General features: G+C 65.9%; 11 protein-coding genes and 2 pseudogenes. 4 read left to right on the forward strand and 9 right to left on the reverse strand.

The features are described 5' to 3' along the window. Positions 1-132 precede the first annotated feature (132 nt). From tssG to F0357_RS25560, 7 genes and pseudogenes are all read right to left on the reverse strand, one after another. Positions 133-1080 carry a type VI secretion system baseplate subunit TssG gene (tssG, locus tag F0357_RS20915; RefSeq protein WP_208948520.1) on the reverse strand — a complete coding sequence of 316 codons (948 nt, stop codon included), beginning with the start codon at positions 1078-1080 and terminating at the stop codon, positions 133-135. After that, positions 1077-2812 (reverse strand): annotated as a pseudogene (tssF, locus tag F0357_RS25555) (type VI secretion system baseplate subunit TssF). The gene tssG and the pseudogene tssF overlap by 4 nt, the downstream one beginning before the upstream one ends. 76 nt (positions 2813-2888) lie before the next feature. After that, positions 2889-3308: a type VI secretion system baseplate subunit TssE gene (tssE, locus tag F0357_RS20930; protein ID WP_153489340.1), complete on the reverse strand. Its 420-nt coding sequence runs from the start codon at positions 3306-3308 to the stop codon at positions 2889-2891. A 22-nt stretch (positions 3309-3330) separates the two neighbouring features. Then, the gene (tssC, locus tag F0357_RS20935) at positions 3331-4812 is read right to left on the reverse strand and encodes a type VI secretion system contractile sheath large subunit (protein ID WP_153489343.1); all 1482 of its coding nucleotides are present in this window, start codon (positions 4810-4812) and stop codon (positions 3331-3333) included. A gap of 35 nt (positions 4813-4847) precedes the next feature. Further along, complete coding sequence (gene tssB / locus F0357_RS20940; RefSeq protein WP_153489353.1) at positions 4848-5357, reverse strand: type VI secretion system contractile sheath small subunit; 510 nt, start codon at positions 5355-5357, stop codon at positions 4848-4850. A 36-nt stretch (positions 5358-5393) separates the two neighbouring features. Further along, positions 5394-7124, reverse strand: coding sequence for a TssA family type VI secretion system protein (locus F0357_RS20945; protein WP_246161885.1), 1731 nt, complete (start codon positions 7122-7124; stop codon positions 5394-5396). 288 nt (positions 7125-7412) lie between these two features. Then, positions 7413-8299 (reverse strand): annotated as a pseudogene (locus F0357_RS25560) (SDR family NAD(P)-dependent oxidoreductase). A gap of 83 nt (positions 8300-8382) precedes the next feature. Here F0357_RS25560 and F0357_RS25020 point away from each other — a divergent pair. Then, positions 8383-8511, forward strand: a complete 129-nt coding sequence (locus F0357_RS25020) for a hypothetical protein (RefSeq protein WP_281350422.1) — start codon at positions 8383-8385, stop codon at positions 8509-8511. Between the two features lie 6 nt (positions 8512-8517). Here F0357_RS25020 and F0357_RS20960 read toward each other — a convergent pair whose 3' ends face one another. Both F0357_RS20960 and adh read right to left on the reverse strand, forming a co-directional pair. Continuing rightward, positions 8518-8949: a DUF779 domain-containing protein gene (locus F0357_RS20960; protein ID WP_153489371.1), complete on the reverse strand. Its 432-nt coding sequence runs from the start codon at positions 8947-8949 to the stop codon at positions 8518-8520. A 211-nt stretch (positions 8950-9160) separates the two neighbouring features. Next, positions 9161-10678, reverse strand: coding sequence for an aldehyde dehydrogenase (gene adh / locus F0357_RS20965; RefSeq protein WP_153489374.1), 1518 nt, complete (start codon positions 10676-10678; stop codon positions 9161-9163). 284 nt (positions 10679-10962) lie between these two features. On the opposite strand from adh, the gene F0357_RS20970 reads away from it, so the two are divergent. The 3 genes from F0357_RS20970 to F0357_RS20980 all read left to right on the forward strand — a co-directional run bounded on the left by F0357_RS20970 (position 10963) and on the right by F0357_RS20980 (position 16139). Beyond that, on the forward strand, positions 10963-12852 hold the full coding sequence (locus F0357_RS20970) for a sigma-54-dependent Fis family transcriptional regulator (protein WP_153489385.1): 1890 nt from the start codon (positions 10963-10965) through the stop codon (positions 12850-12852). Between the two features lie 258 nt (positions 12853-13110). Further along, positions 13111-15309, forward strand: coding sequence for a TonB-dependent siderophore receptor (locus tag F0357_RS20975; protein WP_153489396.1), 2199 nt, complete (start codon positions 13111-13113; stop codon positions 15307-15309). A gap of 5 nt (positions 15310-15314) precedes the next feature. Further along, positions 15315-16139 carry an ABC transporter ATP-binding protein gene (locus F0357_RS20980; protein ID WP_153489399.1) on the forward strand — a complete coding sequence of 275 codons (825 nt, stop codon included), beginning with the start codon at positions 15315-15317 and terminating at the stop codon, positions 16137-16139. Position 16140: the final 1 nt, after the last annotated feature.

Here is a 16140-nt window from a genome sequence, read left to right on the forward strand (position 1 = left end):
CCGGACTTGGAGCGCCCGCCCCAAACTCTGGCGCCCCAACTGTTGGTGGTGTCGATCGGCAAACAAATCGCGATGCGATTGGTATACTTCGCGGCAGCTTGATCCACCGTGGCAAGTGAAACACCGCGTCTGTTACACGATCACGACAATCGGGTGACGCGCGTCGGGAGCGAGCCACGTCGACCATCCGAGCGGCTCCTGACCGAGCGACCAAGTCGGTGCCGCCCCCGCCTCGAGCGTCAGTTCGTAGTCCCAGGTCAGCGGTGAATTCACCATGAGCGCGATGAGCGCCCGGATGGTCTCGAGGCCGTCGGCGCCTGGTAAGAAACGGCGGAATGTCGCACGGTCCAGCGGTCCGAGCGCGACCCGGAACTTGCCGGCGCGGTCGGGCGTCCGCTCTCCGATCACGAAGTCGCCGCCGAGCGTGACGCAGGTGGTTCCGAGCGACGCCCGGTACTCGGGCGGTATCTCGACCATCCGCAGAATGAACTCGTCGATCCGGCACGGCGCCCGCACCACCGCGGCGATGACCTTCGCGACCATGTCGGCGGAGGCCGTGTACATCGCCATGGCGCCGATATAGGGCAGCAGCCGTCCACGCGGCAGCGGCAGCGCATCGTCATCGAGGTCGGGGGGCAGTCCGATCAACGCTCCGAGCCGGCGCGAGATCGAATCGTCGCCGGGTGCATCGATCCGCACTTCGAGGCGGTTGTGCCGCCAGATCTGGTAGAGCAGGGACACCAGCCGGTGGTGGAACACGTCGAGGAACGGCACGATAACGCCGCCCTCGCGGGCGTCCATCACCGCGAGCTCGGTATAGAACGGCGGCAGCGGCGACGTCGCCCCGGCCATGTTGAGGAAGTTGACGAGAACTTCGAACCGCCCGTCCGGCGTCTGTTTGACGCTGTGGAGGTCGGAGGGCGGGAAGGCGAAGGATGCGTTGGCGCGAAAGGCCACCGCCTCCCGCGACGCACCCTCGGTCGAGCCGATCGGCGGACGGTCGGGCGAGGCCCTCTCGATCGCCAGCGCGAGGGCGAAGAACGAGGACGCGGCCCCCGGTATCTCGTGCGTCTCGGTCACAAGACGTCCGCCGCGCCGAACCGCGACGCCCAATCATACGTCACCCGCGTCTCCGTTCCGACGACGCGGAGCTGATGCAGGTTGTTGATGTTGGAATAAGAGGACAGGAACGCATCGAGCACGGAGCCGAACAGAAACAGTTCGGCCTCGCCGCCGATCTTGCTTTCTTCCGCCGTCAGCGTCAGCCGCCGAATGCGGATCGGTTGGCCGTGCAGCATGGCGTCGCCGTCGCTCTTGCGGAATTCTCTGAGACCCTCGGTCAGCAGTTCGAGCCGCCGCTTCGCCGTCGCATCGTGCAACGCTTGGAAATCGTGGGCGGCGAGCGCCGTCCGAAGACCGGAGACATCTGCCATCGAGCCGAAATTGCGGGCGAGATTGGCGACGAGGCGCCACAGCAGAATGTCGGCGATGGGAGGTGGCGCCTCCGGGGTGGGGGCGTTGAGGTTTGCGAACGAGAGATGGGCCGGCGTGTTGGGCCCAGGCTGATCGATCTCTCCCGGCGCCAGAAGCTCGGCGATCTTGCCGTTAGAACACGAAAGCCGAAGCGAGAGCACTTCGGCGTTCGGGACGGTCTCCGGATCGGCGAAGGAGAAATAATGCAGGAGATTGGAGCCGACGACCGGGGAGGCGACCCGGACGCGGAACCGGGTCGACAGGTCGCGGCGGTCCACCATCGCTTCGCTGTAGAGTTCGAACGGGCGAAATTCAACGCGGTCGGCACGCCCCTGCACGTGGCCATAGGCGCGTTTCACCGCGTGGATCGAGTGCGTGATCTCGGCAGGCAGAACCCGGTATTCGGTCTTCGCCCGATCGACTTCGATCGGCTGCGCCTCGGCGTTGAAGAGGTTGATCGCCGGCGTCGCGTTGAGCCGGAACTGTTCCCGGCTCGGCCGGACGATCGCCGGGAAGGGGCGGCGAAAATCGAGCGTGAGCGTCAGTTCCGAGCCGCTCGAATCCTGAAGACCCGTCAGGCCGCCGATCTCGATGAACATGAACTTCTGGGGAAGCTCAGATATTCCTGCAGCAATCGGTAGCCGCTGAAGGCGGTGTCGGGCGCCGGGACCACGGCGTGAGCATTGTCGAAGCCGAGCGGCTTCACGTTCGACGGCATGATGGTGACGCTTTCGCCGATGTTGGTGCGTGCGGCACCGCCGACGAAATTGCGCAACAGCCAGAGGTAGAGCGACCGGCCGATTTGCGGGTCGCGATCGGTGTTGAAATAGAGCCGCAGCGGTGCGGAGCCGAGCGCGCGCAAGGTGCCGCGCGGCAAGGTTTCGATGACGAGGGTGAGCCGGGCCGCTGATTGCCGGTTGTCGATCGTGACATCCTTGATCGTGAGCGGCATCACGTCGATGTCGTAGCAGGTGCGGAATGTGCAGGCGATGCCGGAGACGACGCGTGACCGGATCGCCGTTCCGCGGGGCACGCGTACGACATCCGGTGTGCCGGCCCCCGATTGTTCGAACGCCATCAGCGTCATCGGCGGGAGCGGCCGCAGATAATGCGGCCACAGCATCTGCACTAGGCCTTGGGCCACTTCGGGCAGGTCGCTGTCGAGCCGTTCGCGCAGCCGCGCGGTCAGAAACGCGAACCCTTCCAGAAGCCGCTCGACATCCGGGTCCGTCGCCTTGCGCGAGAGAAAGCTCGCGAGCTTCGGATTCTGCCGCGAGAACTCGTCGCCGAGATCGCGCAAGTAGGACAGCTCGTCTTCATAGAAGCGATTGAAGCTCATTGCGCTCTCTTCGGCCGCATCCGCGACCGCGGATGTCTCCGCGGTTTGCCACGGGTTTCGAGCAGCGGCCTCTTCATCAGCCGCGCACCCGCATGAACCCGTCGTCGCCCAGCACCGTCTGGAAGATGATCTTGGCGTCTTCGTCGTTTTGCCGGATGCGCGCGTGGATATCGAACGTCAGGGAGAGCGGATTGAGCGGCGCCTTCACATGGCGAACCGTCACGTCTTGAAGACGCGGCTCGAACGCGATGATCTGGTCACGCACCGCGGTGGCGATGATCTGGATCGCGTCGGGAAAGCGCCCGACGAGATCGTTGAAATCTGGGATGCCGAGGTCCGGGCGCGTCTCGCTGCACCCGGCCCTCGAATTCAGCACTCGCCCGAGATTGGCGATGATGCTCTCGACGAGCAGCGCGACGTCGGTGGGGCCGCCCCGCGACTGCGGGGCGCCGTCCCGCGCGGCGGCGAGGCGCTCGAAGAGGCTGCGTTCGGCCATCTCGGTTCAGCCTTCAGCCATCTCAGCTCTTATCGAGCTTGCCCTTGAGCGACAGCGTGAAGTCGGCGCCCATATATTTGAAGTGCGGCTGCACGGCCATCCCGACCCGGTACCAGCCCGGCTCGCCCTCGACGTCCTCGACCGTGATCGCCGCCTTGCGGAGCGGACGGCGCGAGCGCACCTCGGCGGAAGGGTTCTCCTGGTCGGCGACATATTGCCGGATCCACTTGTTGAGCTCGGTCTCGAGCTCGACGCGGCTCTTCCAACTGCCGATGTTCTCCCGCTGCAGCACTTTGATGTAATGGGCCAAGCGGTTGATGATGTACATGTAGGGCAACTGCGTGCCGAGCTTGTAGTTGAGCTCGGCCTCCTTGCCCTCTTCGGTGTTGCCGAAGAATTTCGGCTTCTGCACGGAGTTCGCGGAGAAGAAGGCGGCGTTGTCGGAACCCTTGCGCATGGTGAGGGCGATGAAGCCCTGCTCGGCGAGCTCATACTCGCGGCGATCCGAGACGAGGACCTCGGTCGGGATCTTGCTCTGAAGTTGCCCCATCGCTTCGAAATTGTGGATGGGGAGGTTCTCGACGGCGCCGCCCGATTGGGGTCCGATGATGTTCGGGCACCAGCGGAACTGCGCGAAGCTCTCGGTCAGGCGGGTCGCGAAGGTCGCGCTCGCATTGCCCCACAGATAGTTCTCGGTCTTGCCCGCGACGCCTTCCGTATAATTGAACGACTTGGTCGGGACGAGATCCGGCCCGTAGGGCAGGCGGAGCATGAAGCGCGGCATCGCGAGCCCGAAATAGCGGGCATCCTCGCTCTCGCGGAAGCTGTTCCACTTGGCGTATTTCGGGCCCTGGAACACCGACTCGAGATCCTTGAGGTTCGCCACCTCTTCGAACTTCTCGACGCCGAACATCGAGGGCGCGGCGCCGCCGATGATCGGCGCGTGGGCCATGGAGCCGACCGCGGCCATATATTGCATCAGCTTCACGTCCTGGGCGCCGGGGCCGAACGTGTAGTTGGTGATGACGGAGCCGATCGGCTGGCCGCCGAACTGGCCGAACTCGGCCGTGTAGACGTGCTTGTAGAGTCCGGAGCGCACGATCTCCGGTGCGTCCTCGAAGTCGTTCAGCAGATCATCCTTCGAGGCGCTCAGCATCTCGAGCCGGATGTTCTGCCGGAAATCGGTCCGATCGACGACGAACTTGAGCGAGCGCCAGGCCGACTCGAGCGTCTGGAATTTCTCGTTGTGGACGATCGCATCGATCTGCGCGGACAGCTTGCGGTCGATCTCGGCGATCATCTGGTCGACGACCGCGTTGTTGATCTTCTCGTCGGCGCGGGTCGGCTTCATCAGTTCGGAGATGAAGGCAGCGACGCCGCGGCGGGCGACATCGTAGCCGTCATCGCTCGGCCGCAGCCGGGTTTCCGACAGGATCTGGTCGAGGAGAGATTCGGTCTCCGCGACCGGGGCGGCGCCTGCCTGGACCTGGGTTTCCGTGCTCATGGGTGCTTGTCTCCGGACTTCAGCGGCGCAGCGAATTATTCGGCGGGCTTGGAATTGCCCAGGATCTCGGCGACGAGGCGGTCGCGAACCGCCTGGTCTTCGAGGGCGCCCTGGATGACCTTGCGGAAGGCGGGGATGTTGCCGAGCGGCCCCTTGAGCGCCAGCAGCGCCTCGCGCAGTTCCACGAGCTTCTGCAACTCCGGTACCTGCTTGACGATCTGATCGGGCTCGAAGTCGCGCATGCGCTGGAACGACAGCGACAGCGCCATCTTGTCGGGCTCCTCACCGTCCGCCACGTCGTCGAGCTTGTTGTCGACGCCGAGGTCGAGCTTCAGATCGAAGCTGCGCATCACGTCGTCGAAATTGTCCTTGTCGACGCCCACCAGGGGCCGTTCCTCGACGGGGCGGTCGTCCGCCCGCATCGTATAATCGCCGACCATCAGGAGCTTCAGCGGAAGTTCGACTTCCTCCTTGGCGTTGCCCGTAGCCGGCTTGTAGCGGATGTTGACGCGCTCCTTGGGAGCCACCGAGCTTTCATTCGCCATGACGTCGAACCTTGCTGTTCAGGTCGCAGGGATGGGTTAAACGGGAAGACGCGCCGCGCTCGCCGGATCGAGCCGGGCGAGCAGTGCGCGGGCCTGATCGGCGGCCTGTTTGTGGACTTCGGGACTGAGAACTTTCGGCGCCTCGGGACGGCTCAGCGCCTGGAGCCACATTTCGCCGGCGCGTGCCGCGAGGGTTGGCTCCCAACGCTCGAGGCCATGCTCGTCCACGAGGCGTTCGAGGTGAGCGAGCAGCGGCAGTGCGACCGGGACCATGTCGTGATCGAGGCAGATACGCGCCTGCTCGAGCCGGGCGACGAACGCCGCGCGGCCTTCCTCGCCCCGTGTCGCCGCCGAAAGCCGTGTCAGCGCTTCCTTCGCCTTGCCGCTTGTGGCGAGGGCGCGCGCCTCGTCGATGGCGCTTGAGCCGCCCTCGGCCGACCCCGACTGTCCCGCATCCGCGCCGAGCACCTTGGTCTCGATCCAGGTGCGCGTCGCGCCGTCGGCAAACGGCCGTCCGTCGGAGAAGGCGAGATCGACGAGGCTTGGCAGGCGCTTCAAGAGGCCGGCGAGAGCGGTGGTCACCACGCTCTCGGCGCGGTCGAATTCCGGCCCGAGCGCGTTGAAGCACTCGACGACGATGCGTTGGCCGTCGAGCCAGAAGATCGAAGACACGAGCAGCGACTCGGCGCTCACCAGCGCCTCACGAACGAAGCCGTCACGCCGCTGGCTGGCGATGGTGGACAGGCGATCGGCCGAAGGCGCCGGCAGCAGGGTGCGGCCGTCCCGGTTCACCGGGCTCTGGCGCACGGATAGGAAGGCCGCGGTGCGGGCGAGGAGATAGCCGCGCGGGTCGGCGAGGTCGGCGGCGCGCAGCGTCGCGGCAAATTGCCGGAGGCTTGTCTCGAGCTGACCGATGCCGCGATCGATATCGGCGGTTGAGGCGTCGGCGGGTGGCATCGCTGGCGCGGCCGGAGACCGAACGGCGGGCGCCGGACTAGGGGCCGGTGGCGCCACAGTCGCCGCTGGCCGAGCATCGGCCGCCGGCGTGGTCGCCGGAGCCGGCACGGGTTGCGCCGGAGCGGCGGGGGCAGGTTCGACGGCATTCGCGGTGGGCTCGGGCGCGCCGGGCGCCGCAGCGGCGGGTGCCGCGCTTTGCGCCGCCGGCGGCGGGCTCGCCTTCGCCGCGTCCGCCGCGCGCTGCTGTTTCGCGGTCTGGACGAGCGGGCGCAGCAGGCGAATGAGGTCGCCGTAGCCTGGGCTCTCCTTCGTGAAGCGGGCGGACGACAATTTATCGAGCGCGTCCACGAGGTCGCCCGTCGCGACCACCGCCTCGGCGTCCGCAGGTGTCGGCGTGCGGTCGGCGAGCAAGGTTGCGAGGCGCTGCGACAGCCAGTCGAGGGCGCCGCCCCGGGCGCGTTCGCGCTTTACCGGGGGCTGCATGCCCTCCCAATAAAGGTCGATCATGTCGTGGAGGACGGTGAGGCCGATCACGGCCCCCGCCCATCCCTCGGTGCGCGCGACGCCATAGGCGAACCACGTCGCGACGAGAAGATCCTTGCTCTGTTCAGCGAGAATCTGCCGAGACTGCGCGATGATCCGCGACCACGGCAGACTTGCCGGCCCCTCGGTGTCGAGCCGCCGGATCTCGCTCTGCAATTCTTCGAAGGCGGGCTCTTCGCGAATGTCCCGACCGGCCGGATCGTCCGCCCCCGGAATCGGCGAGCGGCCGAGGTCCAGGCGCTCGTCATCAATTCCGGACACGGACATCGTCACGACCTTCCCCCATACGGCTCGATGCGAATAGAGCCGCGCAATGGGACTATGACGACTGTTCGTTGACAGCCGTGTGAAAGTGCCCCGCTGCGGAATTCTTCCGTGTTCTGAAATATTTGAAGTTGTATCTAATTATTTTTCTTGACCCGCCGACCGGGCGTGGGCGGCCGTCTCGCAACGCCCGGCCTCGCGTCAGGGGAGCGGATCCCGCCCGAAGATGTCAGGGCGGCACCCGGCACGACGAAGCCTTTGGTGAAGCCACGTTCAAAACGACCGCTACTCTCACCGCGTGCGGCGATCCACGGCACTTACCGCCTTTATCGCGCGCCGCTGCTTCGAGCGCAGATACGGACCCAGCAGATCCTGGAGGTGCATCTGGATCTTGAGCGGTGTGCCCGTCGTTACCAAAAACTGTCCCTTCATCGCTGCCTTGAGAATATCGCGCGCGACGACCTCGGCCGAGAAAACGCCACCGCCCTCTGTGAACCGCTGGGTCGAGGCTGGCTTGGTCTTGGCTTCCTCGGCCAGTTGCGGCGTATCGGTATCGGGCGGGAAGGCGATCGTCACCGAGACCCCACGCTGGGCGAGTTCCACACGCAAGACCTCGGCGAGGCCCCGAATGGCATATTTCGACGGAGCATAGGCCGAATATCCGTGCACGCCGACGAGTGCCGCTCCCGAGGAGACAAAGACGAGCCGCCCCCCTCGTTGGCCAAGGCCGCGACGGACGCTTCGGCGAGATGCAGGCTGCCGAAATAATTCGTCTGCATCTGGTTGATGTGATCCGCGAGCGGCTGCTGCGCGAAATGGCCGGGCTTCGCGATCCCGGCGTTGGCGATCGCGAGCCCGAGTTGCCCGAAGGCATCGAGCGTCGCATCGACAGCCTGCCGAACATCGCGATATTGCCCGACATCGCCGCAATACGTGAGCACCGGAGCGCCACTCACCGCGCGCAATTCTGCTTCGGCGTCACGGAGCTTCCGTGCATCGCGTCCCATGATCGCTACCGGGCGGCCGGCTTTAACAAGCATGCGAGCCATGGCGAGGCCAATGCCACTGGAACCGCCGGTGATGAGGGCCGGGGCTTTGGGAGAAAGGGGCGCGGCCATGGCGGTCTCCTGTAAGCGACGGAGTACCAATTCCCGAGTGGTGGCCGCCCTGCAAGCCATTCAACGCGCTCGCGACATAGAGCCTCGGTCCTGGAAGTATGGTTCGGTGCCGGGTCCGATGCGCCGGCATCGGGACACTCATCGTGCGCATGTTCGGGCGCACCTGCGGCCACGACGCCTCGAAGTTACGGGCGGCCCGGCCCGACGCCCCCGGCGGCGATTTCGAGGGGATGATGGCGCGGTCGGTGCGCTGGTTCCTCGCCCCTCGTTGAGAGATTTCAGGCGTCCGCGAAGGATGTGACCGGATCGAGCCGGTCGAGCTCGTCGTCGGCGAAAAGGCGCGAGCGTGTCAGGAAGCGGACGTCGCGGCCGTTCTCCAGCGAGAACATCCCGCCGCGGCCCGGGACCACGTCGATGATGAGCTGAGTGTGCTTCCAATAATCGAATTGCGATGGGCTCATATAGAACGGTACACCGCCGATCGCGCCGAGGCGGACATCGCGGTCGCCGACGAGAAAATCGCCCTCAGCGTAGCACATCGGCGAGGAGCCGTCGCAGCAGCCGCCGGATTGGTGGAATAGCAACGATCCATGCTCGGCCGCGAGCGTCGCGATGAGGGCCAAGGCGGCCTCGGTCGCCGTCACGCGCGGCACGAGGCTGGCCGCGTCTTGGCCGGCTGCGTCTTGGCTGGCTGCGTCTTGGGAAGCCATCGGTCCATCTCCCATCGCCTGCACTCCGGTTCGGGCTGAGTGGCCACGCCCGGGCCGGTTCTTTCTCTTCCAGAAGTGGGGCGCGGCTAGCGGGGGACAAGGCGTTTGTCCGCGTGGCGTGGCGGCCGGCGAACGAGCCGCTGTCGTCCCATAAAGAGCGGTCGCCCCCGGCCTGACGCCGGGAGCGACCCATCGCGGGGGGAGGAAGCGATCAGAAGAAGCCGAGCTTCTTCGGGCTGTAGCTGACGAGGAGGTTCTTCGTCTGCTGGTAGTGGTCGAGCATCATCTTGTGGGTCTCGCGGCCGATGCCCGACTGCTTGTAGCCGCCGAAGGCCGCGTGGGCCGGATAGGCGTGGTAGCAGTTGGTCCAGACGCGGCCGGCCTGGATGCCGCGGCCGAACCGGTAGGCGCGGTTGCCGTCGCGGGTCCACACGCCGGCGCCGAGGCCGTAGAGCGTGTCGTTGGCGATCGAGAGCGCCTCGGCCTCGTCCTTGAAGGTGGTGACGGAGACCACCGGGCCGAAGATCTCCTCCTGGAAGATCCGCATCTTGTTGTGGCCCTTGAAGACGGTCGGCTTGACGTAGTAGCCGCCGGCGAGCTCGCCCTCGAGCACGTTGCGCTCACCGCCGATCAGGACCTCGGCGCCTTCCTGCTTGCCGATGTCGATATAGGAGAGGATCTTCTCGAGCTGCTCGCTGGAGGCCTGGGCGCCGATCATGGTCGCCGGGTCGAACGGGCTGCCCTGCACCACGGCGGCGACGCGCTTCAGCGCCTTCTCCATGAAGCGGTCGTAGATGCTCTCCTGAATGAGCGCGCGGCTCGGGCAGGTGCACACCTCGCCCTGGTTGAGCGCGAACATCACGAAGCCTTCGATCGCCTTGTCGAAGAAGTCGTCGTCTTCCGCGGCGACGTCCGAGAAGAAGATGTTCGGCGACTTGCCGCCGAGCTCGAGCGTCACAGGGATCAGGTTCTGGCTGGCATATTGCATGATCAGCCGGCCCGTCGTCGTCTCGCCGGTGAAGGCGATCTTGGCGATGCGCGGCGAGGAGGCGAGCGGCTTGCCGGCCTCGAGGCCGAACCCGTTGACGATGTTGAGGACGCCCGGCGGCAGCAGGTCGGCGATCAGCTCGGCGAGTACGAGAATGCTCGCCGGGGTCTGCTCGGCCGGCTTGAGGACGACCGCGTTGCCGGCGGCGAGCGCCGGGGCGAGCTTCCACACCGCCATCAGGATCGGGAAGTTCCACGGAATGATCTGGCCGACCACGCCGAGCGGCTCATGGTAATGGTAGGCGATGGTGTCGTGATCGATCTCGCTCAGCGCGCCTTCCTGGGCGCGGATGGCGCCGGCGAAATAGCGGAAATGGTCGATCGCGAGCGGGATGTCGGCGACGGTCGTCTCGCGGATCGGCTTGCCGTTGTCCCACGTCTCGGCGAGCGCCAGGAGATCGAGATTCTGCTCCATGCGATCGGCGATCTTGTTGAGGATCGCGGCGCGCTCGGCGACCGAGGTGCGGCCCCACGCATCCTTCGCGGCATGGGCGGCATCGAGGGCGTGCTCGATGTCGTCCTTATCCGAGCGGGCGATTTCGCAGATCTTGCCGCCGGTGACCGGGGACGTGTTGTCGAAATAGCGGCCGTTCACCGGATCGACGAATCGCCCGCCGATGAAGTTGCCGTACCGCGCCTTGTAGGGCGACTGCTTGATGACGGAGAGCTGAGGCTTGTTCATTGTATCCTCCCTGAGACGGATGCGCCTCTTACCGCAACCTCCGTGCCAACCACGTCTTTGCGGTGCAGCAAAACAATTGCGCGGTGCGGGAGCGGACTGAAAACGCAGAAGAACTTGCGTGGGGAAGGGTGGGCACCGCAGGTTGCGGATGCGCGCCCCGCGAAAACTTGCTAAGGAGTGTCGGAGATCACCACACGGCCTGCAACAAGTGTGGCAAAAAGCGACACCTGCGAATGGCGACCGTTGCAACGGTCGTCTTCAGGGTGCGCTCCGGGAGGTGCGCCATGGGGATGAAGATGTTCCCCGAGTCCGTCGCGAGCGCGCGGCGGAACTTCTTCCAGCACGGCGAGCCGGTCGGCGCGCTGGTGCCGGACTCCATTCTGCGCTCGTGGCGGCGGTGCGCTGATCACGGCCTCGATACGGCGCGTTTGCCCCGGCTGGAGCCGCTCACCTCCGCCGAGCTGCGTCAGGCCGCCGGCCCATCCGAGCGGCTGCGCCGGCTCAGCCGCCCCGAACTCGAGGCGCTCTATTCGGACGCGCTCGCGACAGGCTGCGTCGTAATCCTGACGGACGCGGACGGGCTTATCCTGGAAAGCCTCGGCAGTGCCGATTTCGCCGCCCGCGCCGCGCAGGTGGCGTTGCGCCCCGGCGTTCCCTGGGCGGAGACGACGACCGGCACCAATGCGGTCGGCACCGCTCTCGTGGAAGGCCGGCCGATCGCCGTCCATGGCGGCGAACATTATTTCGAGCCCCACGCCATCCTGAGCTGCTCCGCCGCCCCGATCTACGATCCGTTCGGCCGCCTCGTCGGCGCGCTCGATCTCTCGGGGCCGGCGGCGGTCGATCACCGCCACGCCCTCGGCCTCGTCCAACTCGCCATCGAGCAGATCGAGCACCGCTTCTTCGAGGACGGGTTCGGCGGCCGCGAGGTGCTGCGGTTCCAGGCCGATCCGGCTCTGGTCGGGACGTCGCGCGAGGGCATCTTCGTCTTCGAGGATGATCGGCTCGTCGCGGCGAACCGGGTCGGGCTCGCACTCGTCGATCGCGATTGGACGGCGCTCGGAACCGACCGCACCGATGATCTGTTCCGCACCTTCTCTAAACGTGCGGCCAGGAGCGCGACGCCGGAACGTCTCGTGGATGTCCGAGGCAGGGCCCTGTTCGGCCGTCTCGATGGTGCGCGCACCGCGATGGTCGCCGGCCATGCCCTACCGCGCCCGGCGCCCCGCGATGTCACTCCTGTGCTGGGCGAGACGGTCGAAGGGGGCGTGCGTCGAGCGGTTCGCCTCCTCGACGCCGACGTGCCGATCCTGATCCACGGCGAGACCGGCACCGGCAAGGAGATGATCGCGCGCGAAATTCACCATCGCTGCGGCCGGTCGGCCAAGCCGTTCATCGCCGTCAATTGCGCGGCGATCCCGGAATCCCTCATCGAATCCGAGCTGTTCGGCTACGAGGAGGGGGCCTTCACGGGCGCCCGCCGGCAGGGGCGCAAGGGCTTGCTGCGCGAAGCCGACGGTGGCGTGCTCTTTCTCGACGAGATCGGCGACATGCCGCTCGCCCTCCAGGCGCGGCTGTTGCGCGTGCTCCAGGAACGCGAGGTCGTTCCGCTCGGCGGCGGCCGGCCGGTGAAGGTCGATTTCGCCCTCGTCTGCGCCACCCACCGGGATCTCAAGGCGATGGCCGAGAGCGGTGCTTTCCGGGCGGACCTCTATTTCCGCATTGCCCACGACACCCTGGAACTGCCGGCGCTGCGGGCGCTCCCGGACCGCCTGCCGCTGGTGCGCGAGCTGTGGCGTCGTCTGGTCGGCGACGGGCGCTTCGTGTTGTCCGCTGACTGCGAGGCGCGCCTTGCGGCATTCTCTTGGCCGGGCAATTTCCGCCAGCTCGCCGGCACGCTCAAGGTTCTCGCCGCCTTGGCCGAGCCCGACGAGCCGGTGTCCGTCGCGATGCTGCCGGCCGAGATCGCCCGCGTGGACGGCCCAGTGCCCACGCGGTCGGACTCCGCCTTCGCCGATCCCAAGGCGCCGCTCGCCCGCGACGGCTCCCTCGAAGGGGTGACGATCGAGCATATGCGGCGCACTCTGGAGGCCTGCGGCGGCAACGTCTCGGCCGCAGCCCGCAAGCTCGGCATCAACCGCAGCACCCTGTACCGGCGTGTCCTCGGGAATTGAGACGCCACGGATACGAGTGAGGCCTATCGGCTCCGTATCACGGACGCGTGCGTTTTCGGCGCGCGCGATCGCATTGTGTTCGCGCCGCAGTAGTGCCGCGCGTGCAAAATCGCGGCATATCCCTGGTGAATTATGAAAGTTAAAAACAGCGCCCTATGAGATTAGAATTATAATACTTATCTATTTATGTCCCTATATAGACCTAGTTAAACATTGTGAATAAAAGGCGGCCGGGAAGTAATATTCTTGGAGTCGTCGATGTCGAGGATTGGTGCGCGCTCGCTGGCGCGATTCGCCCTGCTGGGGGTGGCTTATTTCACGGACGCAAGCGGGGCCTTCGCTCAATCGACGCAGACGCAGGCCGACACGGGCAGCGCATCGGCGGCGCCTGCCGCGGCCAAGACGGAGGCCGGCGCGCTGGAACTCGAGACCATCGACGTCCAGGGCCAGCAGACCGGATCCGGCAACACCTCGATCACCGCCGACGGCTATGTGCCGCTGAAGAGCACGACGGGCACGAAGACCAACACGCCCCTGATCGAAGTGCCGCAGACGATTTCGACGGTGACGCGCCAAAACATGGACGACCGCAACGTCCAGAATCTGGTGGACGCGCTGGCCTATACGCCGGGTGTCCGCGTCGGGGCGTTCGGCTTCGACCCGCGTTTCGATTCATTCTACGTCCGTGGTTTCGACGCCACCTATACCGGCATCTATCGCGACGGCCTGCGCGAGCAGAACGGCAACTTCTCTATCTATAAGACCGAGCCTTACGGGCTCGAAGGCATCTCGGTTCTCCAGGGACCGGCCTCCGCGCTCTACGGTGCCGGCTCGCCGGGCGGCGTGATCGACCTCATCACCAAGCGGCCGACGGCGACCCCGATCCGCGACGTCTGGCTGCAGGTCGGCACCGATAACCGCTACCAGGGCCAGTTCGATTTCGCCGGTGCCATCCCGCAGGACGACCGCTTCACTTATCGGATCACCGGCCTTCTGCGGCAGGCGGACACGGAGCTCGCGAGCGTGCCGGACGACCGCGCCTATATCGCGCCGGCCTTCACCTGGAACATCGACGAAGACACCAGCTTCACTTTCCTCAGCGAATATATGCACAACAAGACCGGCGGCAACGCGACCTATTACATGGACGCCGACGGTCAGGCGAGCGGCCTGCCGAGCGGCGATTCCGCCTTCGGTGACTTCGTTCAGGATCAATACCGCGTCGGCTATGAGTTCAGCCATGAATTCAACGACGTGTTCACGGCTCGGCAGAATTTCCGCTTCGCCCGTATCACGGCGGAAGCCGACTACACCCAGATCGATTCAATCTCGGAAGACGGCCTGACCGCGACCCGCTCGACGGGACAGGTCGGCGACGCCATCAGCACGGTCGCGGTCGACAATCAACTCGAGGCCGATTTCGCCACATGGGCGATCGAGCACAAGGTGCTGACCGGCGTGAACTATAATTTTGCCGACGGCAGCGACAAGATCGGCTTCGGAGCGGCCCCCGATCTCGACCTCGTCAGCCTCAATTATGGCCAGCAATATATCCCGGCACCGGGCTACAATTATCTCGACGTCAAGCAGAACCAGGATCAGTTCGGTCTCTATGCGCAGGACCAGGCGAAGCTCGGGCCCTGGGTGTTGACGTTCGGCGGGCGGCAGGATTGGACCCGCACCACGACCAACAACATGTACACCGGAGCCAACGAACAGCAGAGCGACCGCGCTTTCACCGGCCGCGTCGGCCTGACCTACGTGACGCCGTGGGGGATCGCCCCTTATGCGAGTTATTCGACCTCGTTCGCCCCGCTGATCGGCACCAATGCCGAAGGACAGGCCTTCAAGCCGTCGACAGGCGAGCAGCAGGAAGTCGGCGTCAAATATTACCCGAACGGCTGGAATGCGGTCGTCACCGCGTCGCTCTTCAACATCACTCAGCAGAACGTCCTGAGCCCAGATCCGAACAACCTCGCCTTCCAGACCCAAATGGGCGAGGTCCGCTCGCGCGGGTTCGAGATCGAGGCGCAGGCGACGCTCGCCCTCGGCCTCAGCGTCACGGCGTCCTATACCTACCTCGACCTCGAGGTGACGCAGGGCAACCCGGAATATGTCGGCAAGCAGCCCTCGGGTATCCCGCCGCAATCGTTCTCGCTGTGGGCGGACTACACCATTCCGAGCGGGACGCTCGAGGGGCTCGGGGCCGGCGGGGGTGTGCGCTATACAGGGACCTCCTACGGCAACGACACCAACACCTTCTCGAACGATCCGATCACTCTGGTGGACGCGGCGTTCCACTATGATTTCGGTGGCATCAATCCGAAACTCAAAGGTTTGAGCGCGCAGATCAACGCGACCAACCTGCTGGACGAAAACTACACGACCTGTCAGGCCGGCTATTGCTATCGCGGGCAGGGCCGGTCGGTGATCGCCGGCATGCGCTACCAATGGTGAGCGCGATGGTTGCGAGCACCCGGAGCCCCGAGCCGCATCTCGCCGCGGAGACGGCGCCAGCCGCGTTCCAGGCCGAGCGTTTGACCTTCTCGATCGACGGGCGGGTGCTCCTGCATCCGCTCGATCTGGCGGTCGGCCCGGGCCGGATGATCGCCCTGATCGGCCACAACGGCTCGGGAAAGTCGACGCTTCTCAAGATGCTCGCCCGCCAGGAAACGCCGAGCGGGGGCCGGGTTCTGTTCGGCGGCCGGCAAACGGAGGCCTGGGCGACCCGCGAGTTCGCCCGCGCCGTCGCCTATCTGCCGCAGAATCCGCCGGAGGCGATCGGGCTCACCGTCCGGGAACTCGTGATGTTCGGCCGCTATCCCTGGCACGGGCCGCTCGGCCGCGTGACGGAGACGGACCGGGCCAAGGTGGCCGAAGCGCTCGACGTGACCGGCATGGTCGTGCTCGCCGACCGTCTCGTCGAAACCCTCTCTGGCGGCGAGCGTCAGCGGGCCTGGCTTGCCGTGCTGATCGCGCAGGACACCCGTTACCTGCTGCTCGACGAGCCCATCTCGGCGCTCGATATATCCCATCAAATTGAAGTGCTCGATCTCGTCCGGCGGCTGTCTCGGGAGCGTGGCCTCGGTGTCCTTGCGGTTCTGCACGACATCAACATGGCGGCGCGCTTCTGCGACGAAATCGTCGCGTTGAAGGGCGGCCGGCTCGTCGCCAGAGGCAGTCCGGACGAGGTGGTCGAGGCGGGCACCCTCGCCGAGATCTACGGCGTTGCGATGGACGTCCTGCGGCCCTCGCCCGAGGCGCCGCCGATCGCTTTCGTGCGGTGAG

This window comes from Segnochrobactrum spirostomi (assembly GCF_009600605.1).
GTDB lineage: Bacteria > Pseudomonadota > Alphaproteobacteria > Rhizobiales > Segnochrobactraceae > Segnochrobactrum > Segnochrobactrum spirostomi.